The organism is Microcoleus sp. PH2017_28_MFU_U_A, from assembly GCF_020738035.1.
Taxonomy (GTDB): domain Bacteria; phylum Cyanobacteriota; class Cyanobacteriia; order Cyanobacteriales; family Microcoleaceae; genus Microcoleus.
The window spans coordinates 1-15126 of sequence record NZ_JAEQCX010000145.1; the positions used below are offsets into that span (position 1 = coordinate 1).

Below are 15126 nucleotides of genomic sequence, written 5' to 3' on the forward strand. Positions count from 1 at the left end.
ATGTGAGGAAATGCTCAAGCATTCTATTAAATTATTAATACATTACTTGAAATTTGATGATATTCCCATTCCTGGGGCATTCATATCTTGATTCAGCAAAGCCTAGCATTTTACCCAAAACTTACATCTATAATTAGGTATAGCCTTTCTCAAAAAGATGAGGTATAATTGACAGCTTATAAACCACCCAGACGTATAGGGCCTTCTTCCCAACAACGTCCGCGAATCTTTCTGATAACCGCTATAGATTATACCCTAACTATTCCGGAGGAAGGTCTACTGGGTAAACGATAGAACTTCGATGCAGCGGTATATGGGGTTGGTTGTAGCGCATAAAGTGAGCTTCAATGTTGAAAACTGATAGCACTAACGTTTCAGGATTAAAGACCCTTCCACCACGGACATCTTTTTTTGCAAATTGCCGGAACTACTGTGATTCAAAATGATGACATAAGCTTGACCAGGAAACTGCAAACTTTTAGCCAGCAGCTCGGCCACATTTTGATCCGCATTCTCACTTTCTATCAAACCTCGTTTGCGAACGATTCCTAGGATACAGAAAGGTTTTTCGGGAAAGTAGGTGATAATTTTCTCTACCAAATAAGCTTCTTGAACCTGTGAGTAGGGAGCCAACTGTTGTTTGAGTTCATCTACTTCTGATGGTTTCAGAGTATGAGGTTTGAGTTGGTCGCGATCGCTCACGCTAGCTCTTTCCTGTTGAGCTTTGAGCATCAACTGAGAATGCTTCTCGGCTCGATCGCGATATTTGTCTGCTTTGTCAGTTTGACCTCGTTGCCAGAAAAAACAGTAAATTAGCTGGCACCCGTCTATTACCCAATCTATCCTTTGTGTCATAGCCTTTTCCAGGCAAGCAATACCTGCTAGATCGTCCTTTTGCAGTAAGATCTGCCCGAGGCTATAGTTGGCTTCTGCACAATCGGGGTGAGTTTTTAAGACATCTTGCAACAAGGGAATTGCTGCTTCACCACCTCGCACTTCTAATGTGTAATGGGCTCGTTCCCATGCTTCTCGTTCATCCAGTGTTTGCACTTGTGCTTTTTGCTCTAAAGCTTGCAGTTTACTTTGGATTTCTTGGAGGTAAGCATACTGCTGCCGCCAAGGTGTTGATGCTGCTTCTTTCCAATCGCGATCGAACTGGGTAGCAAACTGTTCTAAGCTGTTTCCGAGAAGATGTTCTGCTGCACTGGTTTGTATGGTTACTGACTGAAGCAATTTTGGCGATCGAGTCCTCAGATAACCTAGGGATTTGAGTCGATCGCTCAGACAGGGATGGGTGTCTGCATTATCGGTCTTTTCTGCCAGAGCCTGCTCTAGCCATAGATTGGTCTGTGCTTCTGCGATCGCACCGTGCAGGAAAGTTAACATAGAAGAATAAGCATTGTCCGGCGGATCGACCCGATCTGCAACCTGCTTGTGGATATCTAACCAAAAGGAACTTTCTAGAAAACGGGCTTTGATTTTTACATTAATTAGCGCCTCAGCCGCATGGCGTACTCCAGCGAGTTGGGCTGCACAGCGATCGGCTTCGTACTCATCCATCCGTGCTAGGGTAAAAGAGTAGGCATTAAAGGAAGGCCAATACCATTCTAGGAAGCTATTAAACAACTTTGATGCTCCATGTTGGTCGCTCTGGTATAACCGTTCGTAAATCTGCAACCAGGTTTTGCGAATTCGATAAATCCATGCCGCGAAGCGAGAATGATTGCCCGAGAGATGTCCTAATTCGTGTGCCAGAACGGCTTTAAATTGTTCCAAAGACAAGGACTGCATCAGGGGAAGTCCCAGAAGCAAGTAGTTTTTTTGCCAGCCAAAGATACCGAGCCGCGGAACTTGAACGACTGCTGCATTGAATTCTCGATTCAACAAGATGTTGTGGAATCGGGGAGCCTCAAGTTTAGCGGTCAATTCGTCTACCAGGCCGAATAAGTGAGGAACTCGATCGCGACTCAGTTTCAATCCTTGAGGATGGGGGAAAGTTACCCAGAGCGATCGCACAATTGCCCATGCCGGAATCAGTAACAAAATGCCAAACTTAATGATGTAACCATTGATGTGATGGCTAAACATCATCACAAAGACTAACAGCCCGATCAGTGCGAATAATCCAGCAAGTATTAAAAAGATGTAGGCATAACCTAATACGGCAAACAGGGCTACTCGCAAGCGGTAACTTCCCGGATGACGCTGCGAGAATTCTTCCAAATTTTTGACTAATTTATCAAACTCTTTCTGATTGATTGCCATAGGAAACAGTTGTTTTATATGTGCTGATGGCCAATTGCATTAATTGCACAAAAGTATGATGGACTCGATGTTTCTGGTTTTGCATAACCAGCGCTAATAACTCGTCGATGCCAACCAATAACCTTTATAGGTTAAACTCAATGCTGTAAATGCTGTTTAAGTCAAGATGAATTATTATTCCCACCCATCCTAATTCAATTTTTTTGGATGGTCGGGCAGTGTTTACAAAAATTGATGGGAGTTGTCCGCGAGATGAATTGGGAAGTTGCGATCGCTCTTTTTATATAGTGCGATCGCGCCAAAGCTCATGTCTCAATGTCGATCGCCACTATCTTACCGCGATCGCCTGTCTCGACTTGAGGGCGGACTTGAGATTCATAAATCCGATCGCCCGCCTTGACAAATTCTTCTTTGCTGTAGCGGGGTTGTCGGACTATCATCGTTTTACCTGGTTTCAACGATTGCTGTTAACGAAATAGAGTGACGGGTGCAGACAACAGTAGCTGAGTCTTTTCAACAATTGTTACGCGGGAATTTGTAGCGACTTATATGGTTGAATGAGAATCTCATCAACATCCCCTAAAAATCCATCACAACAAACCGCGATAGCGAATAAAAATCAACACCACCGCCCACGAACCCAAAGCAACCTTGATCGCCACCAAAATATTCAGCAAAGGCACTACACCACCACTAACTAATGCCCCAAACTGTCCGTGCGGCAACTCGTACCCACACAAAGTTATCGCAGACAACACCACAAAAACCAATACCGAAATCTTCTCCCAAGTCGCCGCGTGCGATCGATCGTAAATCCGTTGCATCCACTCGGATGACGAAGTAATCGCCACCAAACCGATCGCAGTTCCCCCCGCAACACCCGCCGCAAAACCGCCTCCCGGAGTCAAATGTCCCCGCAGTGACAATTCAATACTCACCAAAGCCGCAATAGTCGCTCCCAAACGGGCTAACACAATTGAAGGTTGATCCGTAAACTGATAAATTGTGCAGGATGGTCTTTCCGTGGCTAACAGAAAATTAGCGCCCATAATGGCGATCGTAAATACCACCACTTCAAAAATCGTGTCATAAAGGCGATTGCGGAAAATAATCGCCGATACGACATTCGGAATCCCGCTATCTTTGACAAGTAGTTCTACGATCGCCAAACCTGATAAACCTGATGTTGGATTGGCAAAAAATAGCATTTTAATGTAAAGCACTATCCCCGCCGCAATGTAAACCCATTTCATTGATAATCCTCCGCTAAATCCGTAGCATTTTTGTAAGTCAGACTGGTATTTACTGATGAAATTTCGACCTGCATGATGTCATAAAGCCGTTGGATTCTAGTCACAGTTTGATAATGTTTGGTTTCGGGATCGCTATCTAACACAGGCACACAAGTTGCATGAATTTCTTTCTCCATCAGGGCGCGATGTAAACCCTCCAGACTGGTGAAAGGTACTACCTCAATGCGGAGATAATACTTGCTAAAAATCCGCCGAAAATCCTTCATCAATGAATTAAAATCGCGGGGACTCTCTACAGTCAACTCCACTTTCAAAACATCGCCATCCGACTCGACTGTCTCATCTTCCAACACGCCCAAACGCATCACCAAGGACGATCGCACTGCCACCGCATACAGGGTTATTGCCAGCATCGTACCCATCAAGGCTTCCGTCAATGCCACATCCGCCGCCCCAAACACTGAATATACCAATGCTGCGATCGCGCCTAATATGCCGCGAATGACTAGGGCATGGTAGGGATTAGCTTGAACTACTACCATACAAGCAGCCAAGGGCAACAGCGCAGTTAAGATATAGATATAGCTATCATCATTCATAATGTCTCTGTTGGAAACTCCTTCTGATTTTCTGCCTCTTCACTCGAACAGTGTGCAAACACATATCCCAGCATTGTATTCCAGATTGCCAAGGAAATAATTGCTAAAGTTAGTAGCGGCCATCTACTAGGTATTTTGATCAGCAGCCCGACAACGATTAGGATCGAACCCAAGGTATCGGCAACCGAAAGACTGTGTAACTTAAATAATACCGATCGCTTGCCGACTAGGTGAGAAGTTCCCCAAAACCAGAAGAATATTCCTACACCAAAAAATACATAACTCACCACATCAATCATAAATCATCCATTCGTTTTATTATGTGTGCTAACAGCATTAATCCCGCATTTCCCACAGTCAGGATTATCGCCCCTACAGCGCCAATCATCCAATCGTCCCGCAAGACAGAGATGAACAAAGTCATAATTCCTGCCTTGGTGGAAATACTGCCCAAGGCTAACATTTTCTGCCAAATATCATCATCCGTCAATGCCTCGTACATGGGGATGAGCATGGCTGCAATCATCGCAATTAAGAGCAAATTCATGGTTTTTTAATCGGGAAAACCCGGTGAACTTCGTAGCAGCCTTCTTGGTTGTGTCTCACCACAATTGTTTTGGGGGTAAACGTGATTAGGAATACATCCAAAAATATCATGATCGGCGATCTTTTCATTTTTGCCCGTTCCAAAATCATGTCTTCTCCGTTATGGGGACGAATGATAATTTCAAAGGCCTCAATGTATGCTACCGGAATCGCAATCAGGATTTTTTTGAGCATACTTAGCCATTCCTTGATCCTTTCCGGGGATGTATTGCCGCGGGGTAGGAGAAATGCGATCGCTATACCAATGATGATATTTGGCACGGTGAAATCGGCGGTAAGCAAAAACCAAATTGTCAATCGCAATATCAAACTTCCAATCATCTTTTTTCCTTCTTAGACTTCTTGCATAAATCTTTGATGTGCAACAACCGCAGATGTCAGACAGATAAACAGAGATAAACACAGATAATTACAAGATACTTTCTACTTTTACTAGATATCTCTTGCATACCCTTACTGCGAGCGATCGCAAGGCTGCATCTGGTTTTTGAAGAGGGCGAAGCATGACCGCATATAAGCTATTACTGATAATCTCATATTTACTGCGGTCATGCTTCGCCCCTACACACATATTTACCAAACTGAGGTGCATCCGATCGCAATTTCGATTGTTTAAGTGTGGGTTCCTGTCGCTAATGCCATCCAAAACAGTACGATCAAGGTTAGAGTCATCACACCTACCAGATGATCGAATTGCTCGGCTGCACGCGGCAGGGCGATCGCTAACCGTTTAATAATTAAAACATAAATCAGCCACCCGATCGCGATCGTCCCCACTGCTTTGATGATACTTTCAATGCTATAAGCATCTAAGTACACCACATTTGCGATAATTAGCCCGCCAATTAAGAGGATGACTGCTGGCCACAAACCCGGCTTGACTTCTTGTTTCTCGCCGCGCGGGATAAAGATTAATTTGGCGAAGGTTATAGCTGTACCTACGGCCGCAATATTCATAGGGATCGCCTGCCAAGGTGCTACACTTTTCAAGGTCAACACTTTTGCCCCAAATCCTGCCAACAAAGGAAAGCCGGAAATGGAGAGACTGGCGATTACTAAGGCTATCCAAATTTTTGGATCGATCGCCTTAGATTGCAGTTCTTTGAAGTTGCGACTTGGTAAGGAACCGGCAATTAAGAAGAGGCTTGATTTAACTAAACCGTGAGTCAGCGCATAAAAACCACCGACTTCCGGTGCTGCTAGAATAAAGCCTAACTGGGCAATTGTGCTGAACGCTAGCATCCGTTTTGTATCTTTTTCAAAGATGGCATAGGATACTCCCATTAAAGCTGTCGCCACGCCAAATATTCTGACGATAGTACCGAGATCGTCGGAAACCAAAGCACAGCGCAACAAAGGTAAGATACTAGCTTTGATGACTATTCCTGAGAGTAATGCTGAAACTGGGGTTTCTGATTCTGAGTGAGTTAGTGGCAGCCAGAATCCCGATACAAAAATCCCGCCTTTGAGCAATAATCCCAGAAAAATTAGGGCTAAAGCTTCTGGTGGCGCACCTTTTAAACCGTCAAAAACAAAGGAATTATGTTTTTGATAGACTAGCACCGCGCCCACGAGGTAAAATAGCATGGCGGTGTTGCTGATAAACAGATAGCGCAGGGCTACCCATAAAGAGCGATCGGTGCGAGGATAGGCAATTAACAGAAAAGCTGCAATCCCGCTGACTTCTAGGGCGACGTATAAACTGACAAAATCTGCACAGATAAAGGTAGCATTTATACTGCCATGCAGAATAATCATCTGGGAGTAAAAGAAGGCTGATTTACCACTGTGCCAACAGTAAAAAATCACCGCAGCAGTTACTAGGGCATTTGTCAAGATAAAGTAGGCGCCCAACTGATCGGCAACTACTTGAACGCCGAAATTATCTAGTAATTTTAGTTGGAGGGGCGACTTTTCGAGAAATAGTTGTAGTGCGTAGCCTGCTGAAACAAAGGTGACTGCTAATGCGAGATATTTGTCAAGCTTGGGAAGTAGATAAATGACGAACCCGATAAAAAATGGTATGGTCAGCCAAGCGATCGTAATAATATTCATGGATGGGTTTACGGCGTGTTATTTTTCTCGATCTCGCTGGTTTCCAATGTGGGATTATCCCGTGCTAGCTTCATCACACCTACCAGCATCAGGGCTTGAATCGAAAAGCCGATGACGATCGCAGTTAAGATGATGCCTTGGGGGACTGGATCGGCGAAAGCTCTATTTTTGACATCTCCCATAATTGGCGTGAACAAGCCATTGAGGGATGCAACCACGACATAATAGGCAATTACACCGGTGCTCATTACGTCCATAGAGACGATCTTCATCACCAGGTTCTTTTTAAGGATGATACCAAAAAATCCGCACAATACTGTGGCAAATACGAAGGCTTCTAACACGGAAAGTTTTGTTGCTTAGGGTTTGGTGACAATGATACATTACTTGGGTGCTACTAATGTAGGGCGAGTCGATCGATTTTAGATTTTAGATTTGGGATTTTAGATTGACTTGGCAAGTAATGCGATCGAGGTTGGGAAGCTATCGTAAAGTTATGTTAATTTTTGGTACTGATTTTAAATGGGAGTACAGAGTGTAACTGGGGCGATCGCGCGTGCAGGGCGATCGGGCGATCGCACGCCCGATACACTGGAATGGGAGTACAATGAATGATATTTCTATTCAAAGTGATGCGCTGAGTGGAGCCCGCTTCGGAACTGGCAAGATGCCCGTTCCACAAAAAAAGGATTTTTTTGATTTATTCTGGGGTGAAATTATCCCCGGCTGCGGAACATGCATCTTGCCTGTTCCACAAAAAAATATTTTTTTGATTTGTTTTTTGTCGGTGGAATTGTCGCCCGTTCACCAATTATTTGCCAAATATTATGGTCTTTTTATGCTTACCTAATTATCCAAATTACTGCTAAAATAAAGTACGAGTCCTTGCCGCTCAAATGCAGACCATGACCGCACAAACCTCCGTACAATTCCAAGACAGTTTCGACATCATCGTAGTAGGTGGCGGACACTCCGGCTGCGAAGCCGCCCTCGCCACATCTCGCCTCGGATGCCGCACGCTTTTACTCACCCTCAACCTCGACAAAATTGCGTGGCAACCCTGCAACCCAGCCGTCGGCGGCCCCGCTAAAACTCAACTTACCAACGAAGTCGATGCCCTAGGTGGAGAAATCGGCAAAATGGCCGATCGCACTTATCTACAAAAGCGCGTCCTCAACGCTTCGAGAGGCCCCGCAGTTTGGGCGCTGAGAGCCCAGACAGACAAGCGGGAATACGCCGCCGTCATGAATAATATTGTCGAAAATCAAGAGAATTTGACCGTCCGCGAAGCGATGGTTACAGACTTAGTTTTGGGCAAAAACGAAGAAGTAATCGGCGTTGAAACCTACTTCGGCGTCGGCTTTGGATGCAAAGCCGTAATTCTCACCACAGGCACTTTTTTAGGTGGCACAATTTGGGTGGGCAACAAGTCGATGCCCGCCGGACGCGCCGGAGAATTTGCCGCCGTCGGTTTGACAGAAACTCTCAACCGTTTGGGCTTTGAAACCGGACGGTTAAAAACAGGAACTCCGGCAAGAGTTGACAAACGCACTCTCGATTACACAAACCTGGAACCGCAGCCGGGAGATGCAGATGTTCGCTGGTTTAGTTTCGATCCAGAAGTCTGGGTGGAACGCGAACAAATGCCCTGCTATTTAACTCGAACCACGCCCGAAACTCACCAGTTAATTAGAGACAACTTGCACCTTTCTCCAGTTTACGGCGGTTGGGTTGATGCGAAAGGCCCGCGCTATTGTCCGAGTATTGAAGATAAAATCGTGCGCTTTGCAGATAAGGAAAGCCACCAGATTTTTATTGAACCGGAAGGTAGGGATATTCCTGAACTTTATATCCAAGGATTTTCGACTGGTTTGCCGGAAAGTTTGCAATTGCAAATGCTGCGGACTCTTCCAGGTTTGGAAAAGTGCGAGATGATGCGCCCTGCTTATGCTGTGGAGTACGATTATTTGCCTGCAACTCAGTGCTTTCCGACTCTGATGACTAAGAAGATTGAAGGGCTGTTTTGCGCGGGACAGGTGAACGGTACGACGGGATATGAGGAGGCGGCTGCACAGGGGATTGTCGCAGGTATTAATGCGGCTAGGTTTGCGAAGAATCAGGAGATGATTGTGTTTGCCCGCGAGCAAAGTTATATCGGCACTTTGATTGACGATTTGTGTACGAAGGATTTGCGGGAACCTTACCGGATGTTGACTTCGCGATCGGAATATCGGCTGTTGTTGCGATCGGACAACGCCGACCAACGCTTGACCCCGCTTGGACGGGAAATTGGCTTAATTGGCGATCGGCGCTGGGAGTTATTCGATCGCAAACAAGCTAATATTGTCGCGGAAAAAGCCCGTTTGTACTCAACTCGCGTCAAAGAACACGAAGAGGTTGGCAAAGCAATTTTTGCTGACACTCAACAAGTGATTAAAGGTTCAATAACTCTCGCCGACTTGCTGCGCCGTCCCGGTTTTCACTACGTCGATTTAGAACGCTACAACTTAGGCAATTCCAGTCTAAAACTAGCTGAGAAAGATGGTGCAGAAATAGAACTCAAATACTCCGGTTATTTGCAAAGACAGCAAAATCAAATCGATGACATTGCCAAACACGAACGCCGCCAATTACCTGCGGATTTGGATTATATGGCAATTACAACTCTCTCGAAGGAGTCGCGGGAGAAGTTGACTAAAATTAGACCCTTGACTATTGGCCAAGCAGCGAGAATTGGCGGGGTGAATCCGGCTGATGTTAATGCTTTGTTGATTTATCTGGAAGTGCAAAACCGCAAGCAGCCGGCTGCTATGGGAAAATGAATAAACTTTACTATCGTGGCATGGCAGAGCAAAATGGTAAGCCGAAAATAGGTCGCAGTGCTAGATTACTAGGGGTAAGACCTGGTATTGACATAGATATTGAGCAAATGCCCACAGGTTATCTGAATGAGCAAGGCTATTTGTTAGCAGAGTTAGAACGTGAGTTTCGAGGAGAGTTGGTTGCTGTTGCTGTCAGGAATACAAAGGGAATGTCGGTTTCCATTTCAATTGAAAGTTTACCAGCATTTCGCAGACCTACAAAATTTGGTGGGACTGGAAAAGACTCTCTATGGCAAATTGATGACATAAAAATTATTGGAGATTTGCAGGCTGTCCAAGATAGCCCGACGCACGTTAGCATCTTGCCAAGAGCTACAATGTCTCTGGAAATGTACGAGGCCGCATTGGCAAACACCCAAAATGATTGGGAAAGAGTTGATTAATCTCATATATCATAGGAGTCTATAACAATGGCATGGATATTCAGTTTATCGGCAGAATGTGGCTCAGATGAAAGCAATGTTAATAAATTTGCTCAACACTTTGAGAAAATAGAATGGCTACTCTCAAACGATCGCCAATGCCTGTGTCGCACAGACACTTTTCAAGATATCGATCAAAACTGGTGGTGTCGAGTTTATCCAAATAATATTAGTCAAGTGGGAATAGATAGCCCTGAAAGTGCTTATATAATGACAGAGTTAGGGATTTTACTGTATCACACTCTACGGTTTGCTCCATCGTTTCGCTATGCTTTGGTTGGTGTTGAAGTTGATGAATTTAGAACTTACAGTGAATTGATTGAGGATTTGTCAAACTTATCTCTTCCCGGATTAGTTTTAGCAAAAGAACTTATTCAGGGGCGAGAAACCTTACCAGTTTTTCGACCATTTAGTTCTAGTTATGTTTGGCAACCCTACGAGGGGGAAGTTTATAATCCATTAATGGCATCTCCCGACTTAAAAAATAAGCTGAATGAGCTTCTGGTTGTGGGTTAACTTTGTTATATTGATGTCTAATGAATTAACCAACTTCGAGATTAGGTTTTGTGACGATGAAAATACAACCGTTGTTGACCAAATTTTAATAGTTTTCACAGGAAATAACTATGCCCTTCAGTGCTTGCAAAACCATTGATGCAGTCCTCAAAGAATTTCAAATTACCTACACTCAGTCCAACTTTATAGTTGAAACCGAATTCAATATTCCTGACTACTTTCGAGAAGACTTAGAAATAGTCATGGAAGAAGGTGCCGCCGACTGTTCGGAATTTGCTATCTGCGAAAATCTGATTTATCCACTTCTCAAAGAAGTTTGGAAGTGCTACCGACAAAAGCTGATTTTATGGAGTCATAAAGCTCTAATATACGATCAAAATTTAACCGGATTTCCAGAGTATATCTTAGCTAAGAAATCTCCCTTAGGAAATATTGTTTTCGATCGCCCTTATTTCGTCTTGATTGAAGCGAAACAAGATAACTTTGAAGCTGGCTGGGGACAGTGCATTGCCGAAATGATTGCCGCTCAAAAAATGAATGAAAATCCCGCACAAACTCTATTTGGAATTGCTTCTAACGGAGACAGGTGGCAGTTTGGAAAATTAGAAGCTAATATCTTTACTCGCAACCGCACTTTTTACACCATTCAAGAACTCGATCGACTTTTTGCGGCTGTTAATTACGTATTTAAACAGTGCGAATTGATGTTAGATGCTGACGCGAACATATCAGACGGCGGTTGAAACCGCGCTTAGGAATGAGAATTAAATAACTTACAATTTTAATTATTGTGGGATGGGCGTCCCGCCCGTCCAGAAAAGACGGGCGGGACGCCCATCCCACTTTCTTTGTGTAAGTTATTAAATTTTCGTTCCTTAGACAAACAAAGTGCGGGTTTTGTCTGTGTAGGCGCGATTTCCATCCTACGTCTGATTTACTCGATCGCCCTAACTAGCAATCATTCCCACTCGATCGTACCAGGTGGCTTAGAAGTAATATCGTAAACCACCCGGTTAACGCCCTTAACCTCATTCACAATCCGGTTCGAGATCAATTCCAACAAATCGTATGGAACCCGCGCCCAGTCAGCCGTCATCCCATCTTCGCTTTTGATAAATCTCAGAACAATTGGGTAAGCATAGGTGCGCTGATCGCCCATAACGCCTACACTGCGAATCGGGAGCAAAACTGCAAAAGCTTGCCAAAGTTCGTTGTACAATCCGTGGCGGTTGATTTCTTGGCGCACGATGAAGTCAGCATCCCGCAAAATATTCAGCCTCTCTGCGGTAACTTCTCCCGTAATCCGAATCGCCAATCCCGGGCCCGGGAAAGGTTGTCGGTTGACGATTTCTTCGGGAAGCCCGATCGATCTACCGACTTTTCGCACCTCATCCTTAAACAACTTTCGTAGCGGTTCGATCAGCTTAAAACACAAATCTTTAGGTAATCCGCCCACATTGTGGTGGCTTTTAATCTTAACAGCAACTCGTTCGCCGCTTTTCGGATCTACATTCGTGTCAGCCGACTCAATTACATCCGGGTAAAGAGTACCTTGAGCGAGGTAATCGAAGGGGCCGAGGCGCTTCGATTCTTCTTCAAATACACTGATAAATTCGTGGCCGATCCGCTTGCGTTTTACTTCAGGATCGGTAACGCCTTCAAGTTGAGCCAAAAAGCGATCGCGAGCTAGAACGTACTGCACCGGAATGTGGAATTCATCTTGAAACAATTTCACCAACCGTTCCGGTTCGTACTTCCGCATAAACCCTTGGTCGATAAACATACACGTAAGTTGGTCGCCGATCGCCTTGTGCAGCAAAAAAGCCAATGTTGAAGAATCAACCCCGCCAGATAGAGCCAACAAAACTCGTTGGTCTCCCACTCTGGCTCGAATTTCGCGAATAGTTTCCTCAACAAAAGTAGCTGTCGTCCAAGTCGGTTCGCACTCGCAAATATGGTAAACAAAATTGCGAATCAAAGCTTGTCCGCCGATCGAGTGAACCACTTCTGGATGAAACTGCACCCCGTATAAACTTTTCTCGTGGTGAGCAACAACAGCAGACGGAGTATTGTTCGTGTGAGCGAGAATCTCAAAACCAGTCGGCAACTCGCTACAGGAGTCTCCGTGGCTCATCCACATCGTCGCGCCTTCTTCGACATTTGTGAGCAAATCCGTCGGATCGTCAATAAATAGCGATGCCTTGCCGTATTCGGCCAACTTAGCCCGCTCAACAGTCCCGCCGAGTTGTTTTACCATCAACTGCATCCCGTAGCAGACGCCCAACACTGGTATTCCCAGATTCCAAATTTCCGGGTCGCATTGGGGAGCTCTTTCATCGTATACAGAACTCGGGCCTCCTGAAAGAATAATTCCTTTAGGATTGATAGCTTTTAACTGTTCTGCCGTAGTGCGGTAAGAAATAACTTCTGAATATACTTGAGTTTCGCGAATGCGTCGAGCAATCAGTTCGGAATATTGCGAACCGAAGTCGAGAATCACGATCATCTGGCGGTCTATTTGCCCCAGAGAAGAATTGGTGAGGTCGGATTCAGTTTCTATTTGAGTAGTCACGGTAATTGCGTAGTTGCTAATTGCTAATTGGGCTGAACGTAGCGGAGGTATTTGTCGCCGCCTCAGTCTAATACTGATCGATGCGAGCGACCGTTAGTCGCTAGAAATAAATCTTATTTGTACTAGATTGCTCTCAGCGACGTTACTCGATTAATAGGGCTTGCGGTAAGCATAGATTCACTTCGACATTTACTCTAATTAATTGAACTCTTGCATCAGAAATTGCGTCAAGCAGCAACCTAGTATAATTAAGATCTAGGGACTGAGAATTATTACTTGTTAAATATTATCCCCGATCGCTCTTTTAAAAAGAATTCAGGGATATTCACACTACATTAACAAATTTGGGTCAGAAATGTATCCCCTATGTCACTTTTAACAATAATTTTGCGATCGCGCCCAAACATCACTGAACCCACGGGGATACGCTGGTTAGTATGAGTGAAAATGCAATCGGACGATCGCAAGTCGATTTCTCGGGCGATGTCGCCGTAAATTCGATCGACCCAATGGCTGCCAGTTGCCGCATCTAGAGCCCGCAGTTGGCCGAGAGCCTCTTCGGCTGTCGCCGCAGCAAAAATCGCAGAACACGCATCTGCGGGCATTCCAGCTTTAGCACAGAAAGCTGTCAAAATTTCCCGGCGCCCGTCAGCGAGGTGGTGGTGAGTGTGAAAAATCCCCGCCGCCAATTTCATCAATTTGCCGTGATAGCCAAACAGCAAGATCGATCGCACGCCCTGACATCCAGCCTCTGCCAGTAGCGGGCCCAGCCAGTTAGCAGTTTTCACCAGCCGCTGCGGATCGATGCCCAGTTGTCGCGCCAAATTGGAGCCATTTTCGCCGATGCAGAAGACTAAAGTGTCAAACAGTTCGGCTTTTTGTTGCAGTTGTTCGCGGTAAATTTCCAACTGTCCGGGGGCACTCAGGGGTTGAGAAATCCCAGTTGTACCCAGCAGCGAAAGTCCTTCGACGACGCCGAAAGCTTCGTTAGAAGTGCGGGTGGCGAGTTGGCGCCCTGACGGCAGAATTAGGGTGACAGTAATTCTTTCTCCCGGTGCGAGTTCTCGGCTCAGATTCGATCGCAGCAGTCGCATCGCGTAATCATAGATTGCCGCTCCACCACCTACTTTGTGATGTCCAATTCCCTCGCCCCCGACAATCACAATCTGCTCCCCCTCTCCCTCCGCCTCTCCGAGCAATTCCACCATTGCCCAAACGGGTGTATTGCGAGTCAGATCGAGGTTGTCTCCCGGATCGGAGCGAGTCACGCCTAAAGCTGTACCAGTTTTGAGTACAGATGCTTGTTCGATCGCAATTTCTGCCGTAATTGGCGGTTCCAGTAAATCTACTGATACGCTACCTACAGACTGAGTACCTACGCGCAAGCACCGCAAAGCTGCAAGTGCGGCCGCACAGGCAAATACTGGCAGTGTATACCCGGATAAAGGTTGAGTTTTTGTCACAAAATGCAGAAATCCTTAAATTAGTCGGCGATCGACATCACAGTGTGGTAGTGATACCCCTCAAGCACTTAAGCTTCATTCTAGGGTTTGATATTATTAGCAGTTAGCCTCATTTTTGTCAAGCAAGAATTTTGTCCTGCCTGTTGTCTTGAAGCAAGCAACATTTTTTTTCAGGTGCGATCGTCAACAACCCACACCGAAGCCTTACGCGCACGTGGCGGTATCTTCACAAAACCCGGAATCTCGTGAACCAAAGCTATCGGGAGCATCAATCGCGAGTGCGCTTAGACTGAGACACCGCTTCCCGGAATCAAGTACAAATATTGTAAACAGGTTCAAAAAACAAGATGGTTATGGCTATCTTCGACATACCTTGCACCCTTTTTCCTCGCATCAACCGCTCGTAAAAACCTGGACAAAGCTACCCAAAAGTAGTCAATGTTAGACATCTACGTTAGTAATTTTAGTCCACAGTCCTAAAACTACAGGAATA

General features: G+C 45.3%; 16 protein-coding genes. 5 read left to right on the forward strand and 11 right to left on the reverse strand.

Going from position 1 to position 15126, the window contains the following annotated elements; translation table 11 throughout:
• Positions 1-366: 366 nt before the first annotated feature.
• From JGK14_RS30270 to JGK14_RS30310, 9 genes are all read right to left on the reverse strand, one after another.
• Positions 367-2265 (reverse strand): M48 family metallopeptidase, encoded by a 1899-nt coding sequence (locus tag JGK14_RS30270; RefSeq protein WP_293186450.1) that lies wholly within the window; start codon positions 2263-2265, stop codon positions 367-369.
• Positions 2266-2570: 305 nt separating this feature from the next.
• Positions 2571-2705 carry a hypothetical protein gene (locus JGK14_RS30275; RefSeq protein WP_293186473.1) on the reverse strand — a complete coding sequence of 45 codons (135 nt, stop codon included), beginning with the start codon at positions 2703-2705 and terminating at the stop codon, positions 2571-2573.
• A 150-nt stretch (positions 2706-2855) separates the two neighbouring features.
• The gene (locus tag JGK14_RS30280; RefSeq protein WP_293220615.1) at positions 2856-3518 is read right to left on the reverse strand and encodes a Na(+)/H(+) antiporter subunit B; all 663 of its coding nucleotides are present in this window, start codon (positions 3516-3518) and stop codon (positions 2856-2858) included.
• Positions 3515-4117, reverse strand: coding sequence for a DUF4040 domain-containing protein (locus JGK14_RS30285; protein ID WP_293327634.1), 603 nt, complete (start codon positions 4115-4117; stop codon positions 3515-3517). Before JGK14_RS30285 ends, JGK14_RS30280 begins: the two co-directional genes overlap by 4 nt.
• Positions 4114-4416, reverse strand: a complete 303-nt coding sequence (locus tag JGK14_RS30290) for a monovalent cation/H(+) antiporter subunit G (protein ID WP_293186455.1) — start codon at positions 4414-4416, stop codon at positions 4114-4116. The genes JGK14_RS30285 and JGK14_RS30290 overlap by 4 nt, the downstream gene beginning before the upstream one ends.
• Positions 4413-4664, reverse strand: coding sequence for a hypothetical protein (locus tag JGK14_RS30295; RefSeq protein WP_293143050.1), 252 nt, complete (start codon positions 4662-4664; stop codon positions 4413-4415). Before JGK14_RS30295 ends, JGK14_RS30290 begins: the two co-directional genes overlap by 4 nt.
• Positions 4661-5044 (reverse strand): Na+/H+ antiporter subunit E, encoded by a 384-nt coding sequence (locus tag JGK14_RS30300; protein WP_293186457.1) that lies wholly within the window; start codon positions 5042-5044, stop codon positions 4661-4663. The genes JGK14_RS30295 and JGK14_RS30300 overlap by 4 nt, the downstream gene beginning before the upstream one ends.
• Positions 5045-5335: 291 nt before the next feature.
• Positions 5336-6778, reverse strand: a complete 1443-nt coding sequence (locus JGK14_RS30305) for a cation:proton antiporter (protein ID WP_293198791.1) — start codon at positions 6776-6778, stop codon at positions 5336-5338.
• An 8-nt stretch (positions 6779-6786) separates the two neighbouring features.
• Complete coding sequence (locus tag JGK14_RS30310) at positions 6787-7122, reverse strand: NADH-quinone oxidoreductase subunit K (RefSeq protein ID WP_293198789.1); 336 nt, start codon at positions 7120-7122, stop codon at positions 6787-6789.
• Between the two features lie 263 nt (positions 7123-7385).
• Here JGK14_RS30310 and JGK14_RS30315 point away from each other — a divergent pair, with 263 nt between their 5' ends.
• The 5 genes from JGK14_RS30315 to JGK14_RS30335 all read left to right on the forward strand — a co-directional run bounded on the left by JGK14_RS30315 (position 7386) and on the right by JGK14_RS30335 (position 11341).
• Entirely contained in the window at positions 7386-7628 is a 243-nt protein-coding gene (locus JGK14_RS30315) for a hypothetical protein (RefSeq protein ID WP_325315852.1), read from the forward strand.
• A 55-nt stretch (positions 7629-7683) separates the two neighbouring features.
• The gene (mnmG, locus tag JGK14_RS30320) at positions 7684-9600 is read left to right on the forward strand and encodes a tRNA uridine-5-carboxymethylaminomethyl(34) synthesis enzyme MnmG (RefSeq protein WP_293186463.1); all 1917 of its coding nucleotides are present in this window, start codon (positions 7684-7686) and stop codon (positions 9598-9600) included.
• Positions 9597-10043, forward strand: coding sequence for a hypothetical protein (locus tag JGK14_RS30325; protein ID WP_293186465.1), 447 nt, complete (start codon positions 9597-9599; stop codon positions 10041-10043). The genes mnmG and JGK14_RS30325 overlap by 4 nt, the downstream gene beginning before the upstream one ends.
• A gap of 27 nt (positions 10044-10070) precedes the next feature.
• Positions 10071-10598: a hypothetical protein gene (locus tag JGK14_RS30330; RefSeq protein ID WP_293186466.1), complete on the forward strand. Its 528-nt coding sequence runs from the start codon at positions 10071-10073 to the stop codon at positions 10596-10598.
• A gap of 110 nt (positions 10599-10708) precedes the next feature.
• Positions 10709-11341 (forward strand): hypothetical protein, encoded by a 633-nt coding sequence (locus tag JGK14_RS30335; RefSeq protein ID WP_325315853.1) that lies wholly within the window; start codon positions 10709-10711, stop codon positions 11339-11341.
• Positions 11342-11556: 215 nt separating this feature from the next.
• Here the strand turns inward: JGK14_RS30335 and guaA are convergent, their stop codons facing one another.
• Positions 11557-13170, reverse strand: a complete 1614-nt coding sequence (gene guaA, locus JGK14_RS30340; RefSeq protein WP_325315854.1) for a glutamine-hydrolyzing GMP synthase — start codon at positions 13168-13170, stop codon at positions 11557-11559.
• Positions 13171-13505: 335 nt separating this feature from the next.
• Positions 13506-14633 carry a cobalt-precorrin-5B (C(1))-methyltransferase CbiD gene (gene cbiD / locus JGK14_RS30345; protein WP_325315855.1) on the reverse strand — a complete coding sequence of 376 codons (1128 nt, stop codon included), beginning with the start codon at positions 14631-14633 and terminating at the stop codon, positions 13506-13508.
• Positions 14634-15126 lie beyond the last annotated feature (493 nt).

Bases quoted from the DNA above. Each gene is read 5' to 3' on its own strand.
- JGK14_RS30270 (WP_293186450.1), bottom strand. From the start codon at position 2,265: ATGGCAATCAATCAGAAAGAGTTTGATAAATTAGTCAAAAATTTGGAA.
- JGK14_RS30275 (WP_293186473.1), bottom strand. From the start codon at position 2,705: ATGATAGTCCGACAACCCCGCTACAGCAAAGAAGAATTTGTCAAGGCG.
- JGK14_RS30280 (WP_293220615.1), bottom strand. From the start codon at position 3,518: ATGAAATGGGTTTACATTGCGGCGGGGATAGTGCTTTACATTAAAATG.
- JGK14_RS30285 (WP_293327634.1), bottom strand. From the start codon at position 4,117: ATGAATGATGATAGCTATATCTATATCTTAACTGCGCTGTTGCCCTTG.
- JGK14_RS30290 (WP_293186455.1), bottom strand. From the start codon at position 4,416: ATGATTGATGTGGTGAGTTATGTATTTTTTGGTGTAGGAATATTCTTC.
- JGK14_RS30295 (WP_293143050.1), bottom strand. From the start codon at position 4,664: ATGAATTTGCTCTTAATTGCGATGATTGCAGCCATGCTCATCCCCATG.
- JGK14_RS30300 (WP_293186457.1), bottom strand. From the start codon at position 5,044: ATGATTGGAAGTTTGATATTGCGATTGACAATTTGGTTTTTGCTTACC.
- JGK14_RS30305 (WP_293198791.1), bottom strand. From the start codon at position 6,778: ATGAATATTATTACGATCGCTTGGCTGACCATACCATTTTTTATCGGG.
- JGK14_RS30315 (WP_325315852.1), top strand. From the start codon at position 7,386: ATGAATGATATTTCTATTCAAAGTGATGCGCTGAGTGGAGCCCGCTTC.
- mnmG (WP_293186463.1), top strand. From the start codon at position 7,684: ATGACCGCACAAACCTCCGTACAATTCCAAGACAGTTTCGACATCATC.
- JGK14_RS30325 (WP_293186465.1), top strand. From the start codon at position 9,597: ATGAATAAACTTTACTATCGTGGCATGGCAGAGCAAAATGGTAAGCCG.
- JGK14_RS30330 (WP_293186466.1), top strand. From the start codon at position 10,071: ATGGCATGGATATTCAGTTTATCGGCAGAATGTGGCTCAGATGAAAGC.
- JGK14_RS30335 (WP_325315853.1), top strand. From the start codon at position 10,709: ATGCCCTTCAGTGCTTGCAAAACCATTGATGCAGTCCTCAAAGAATTT.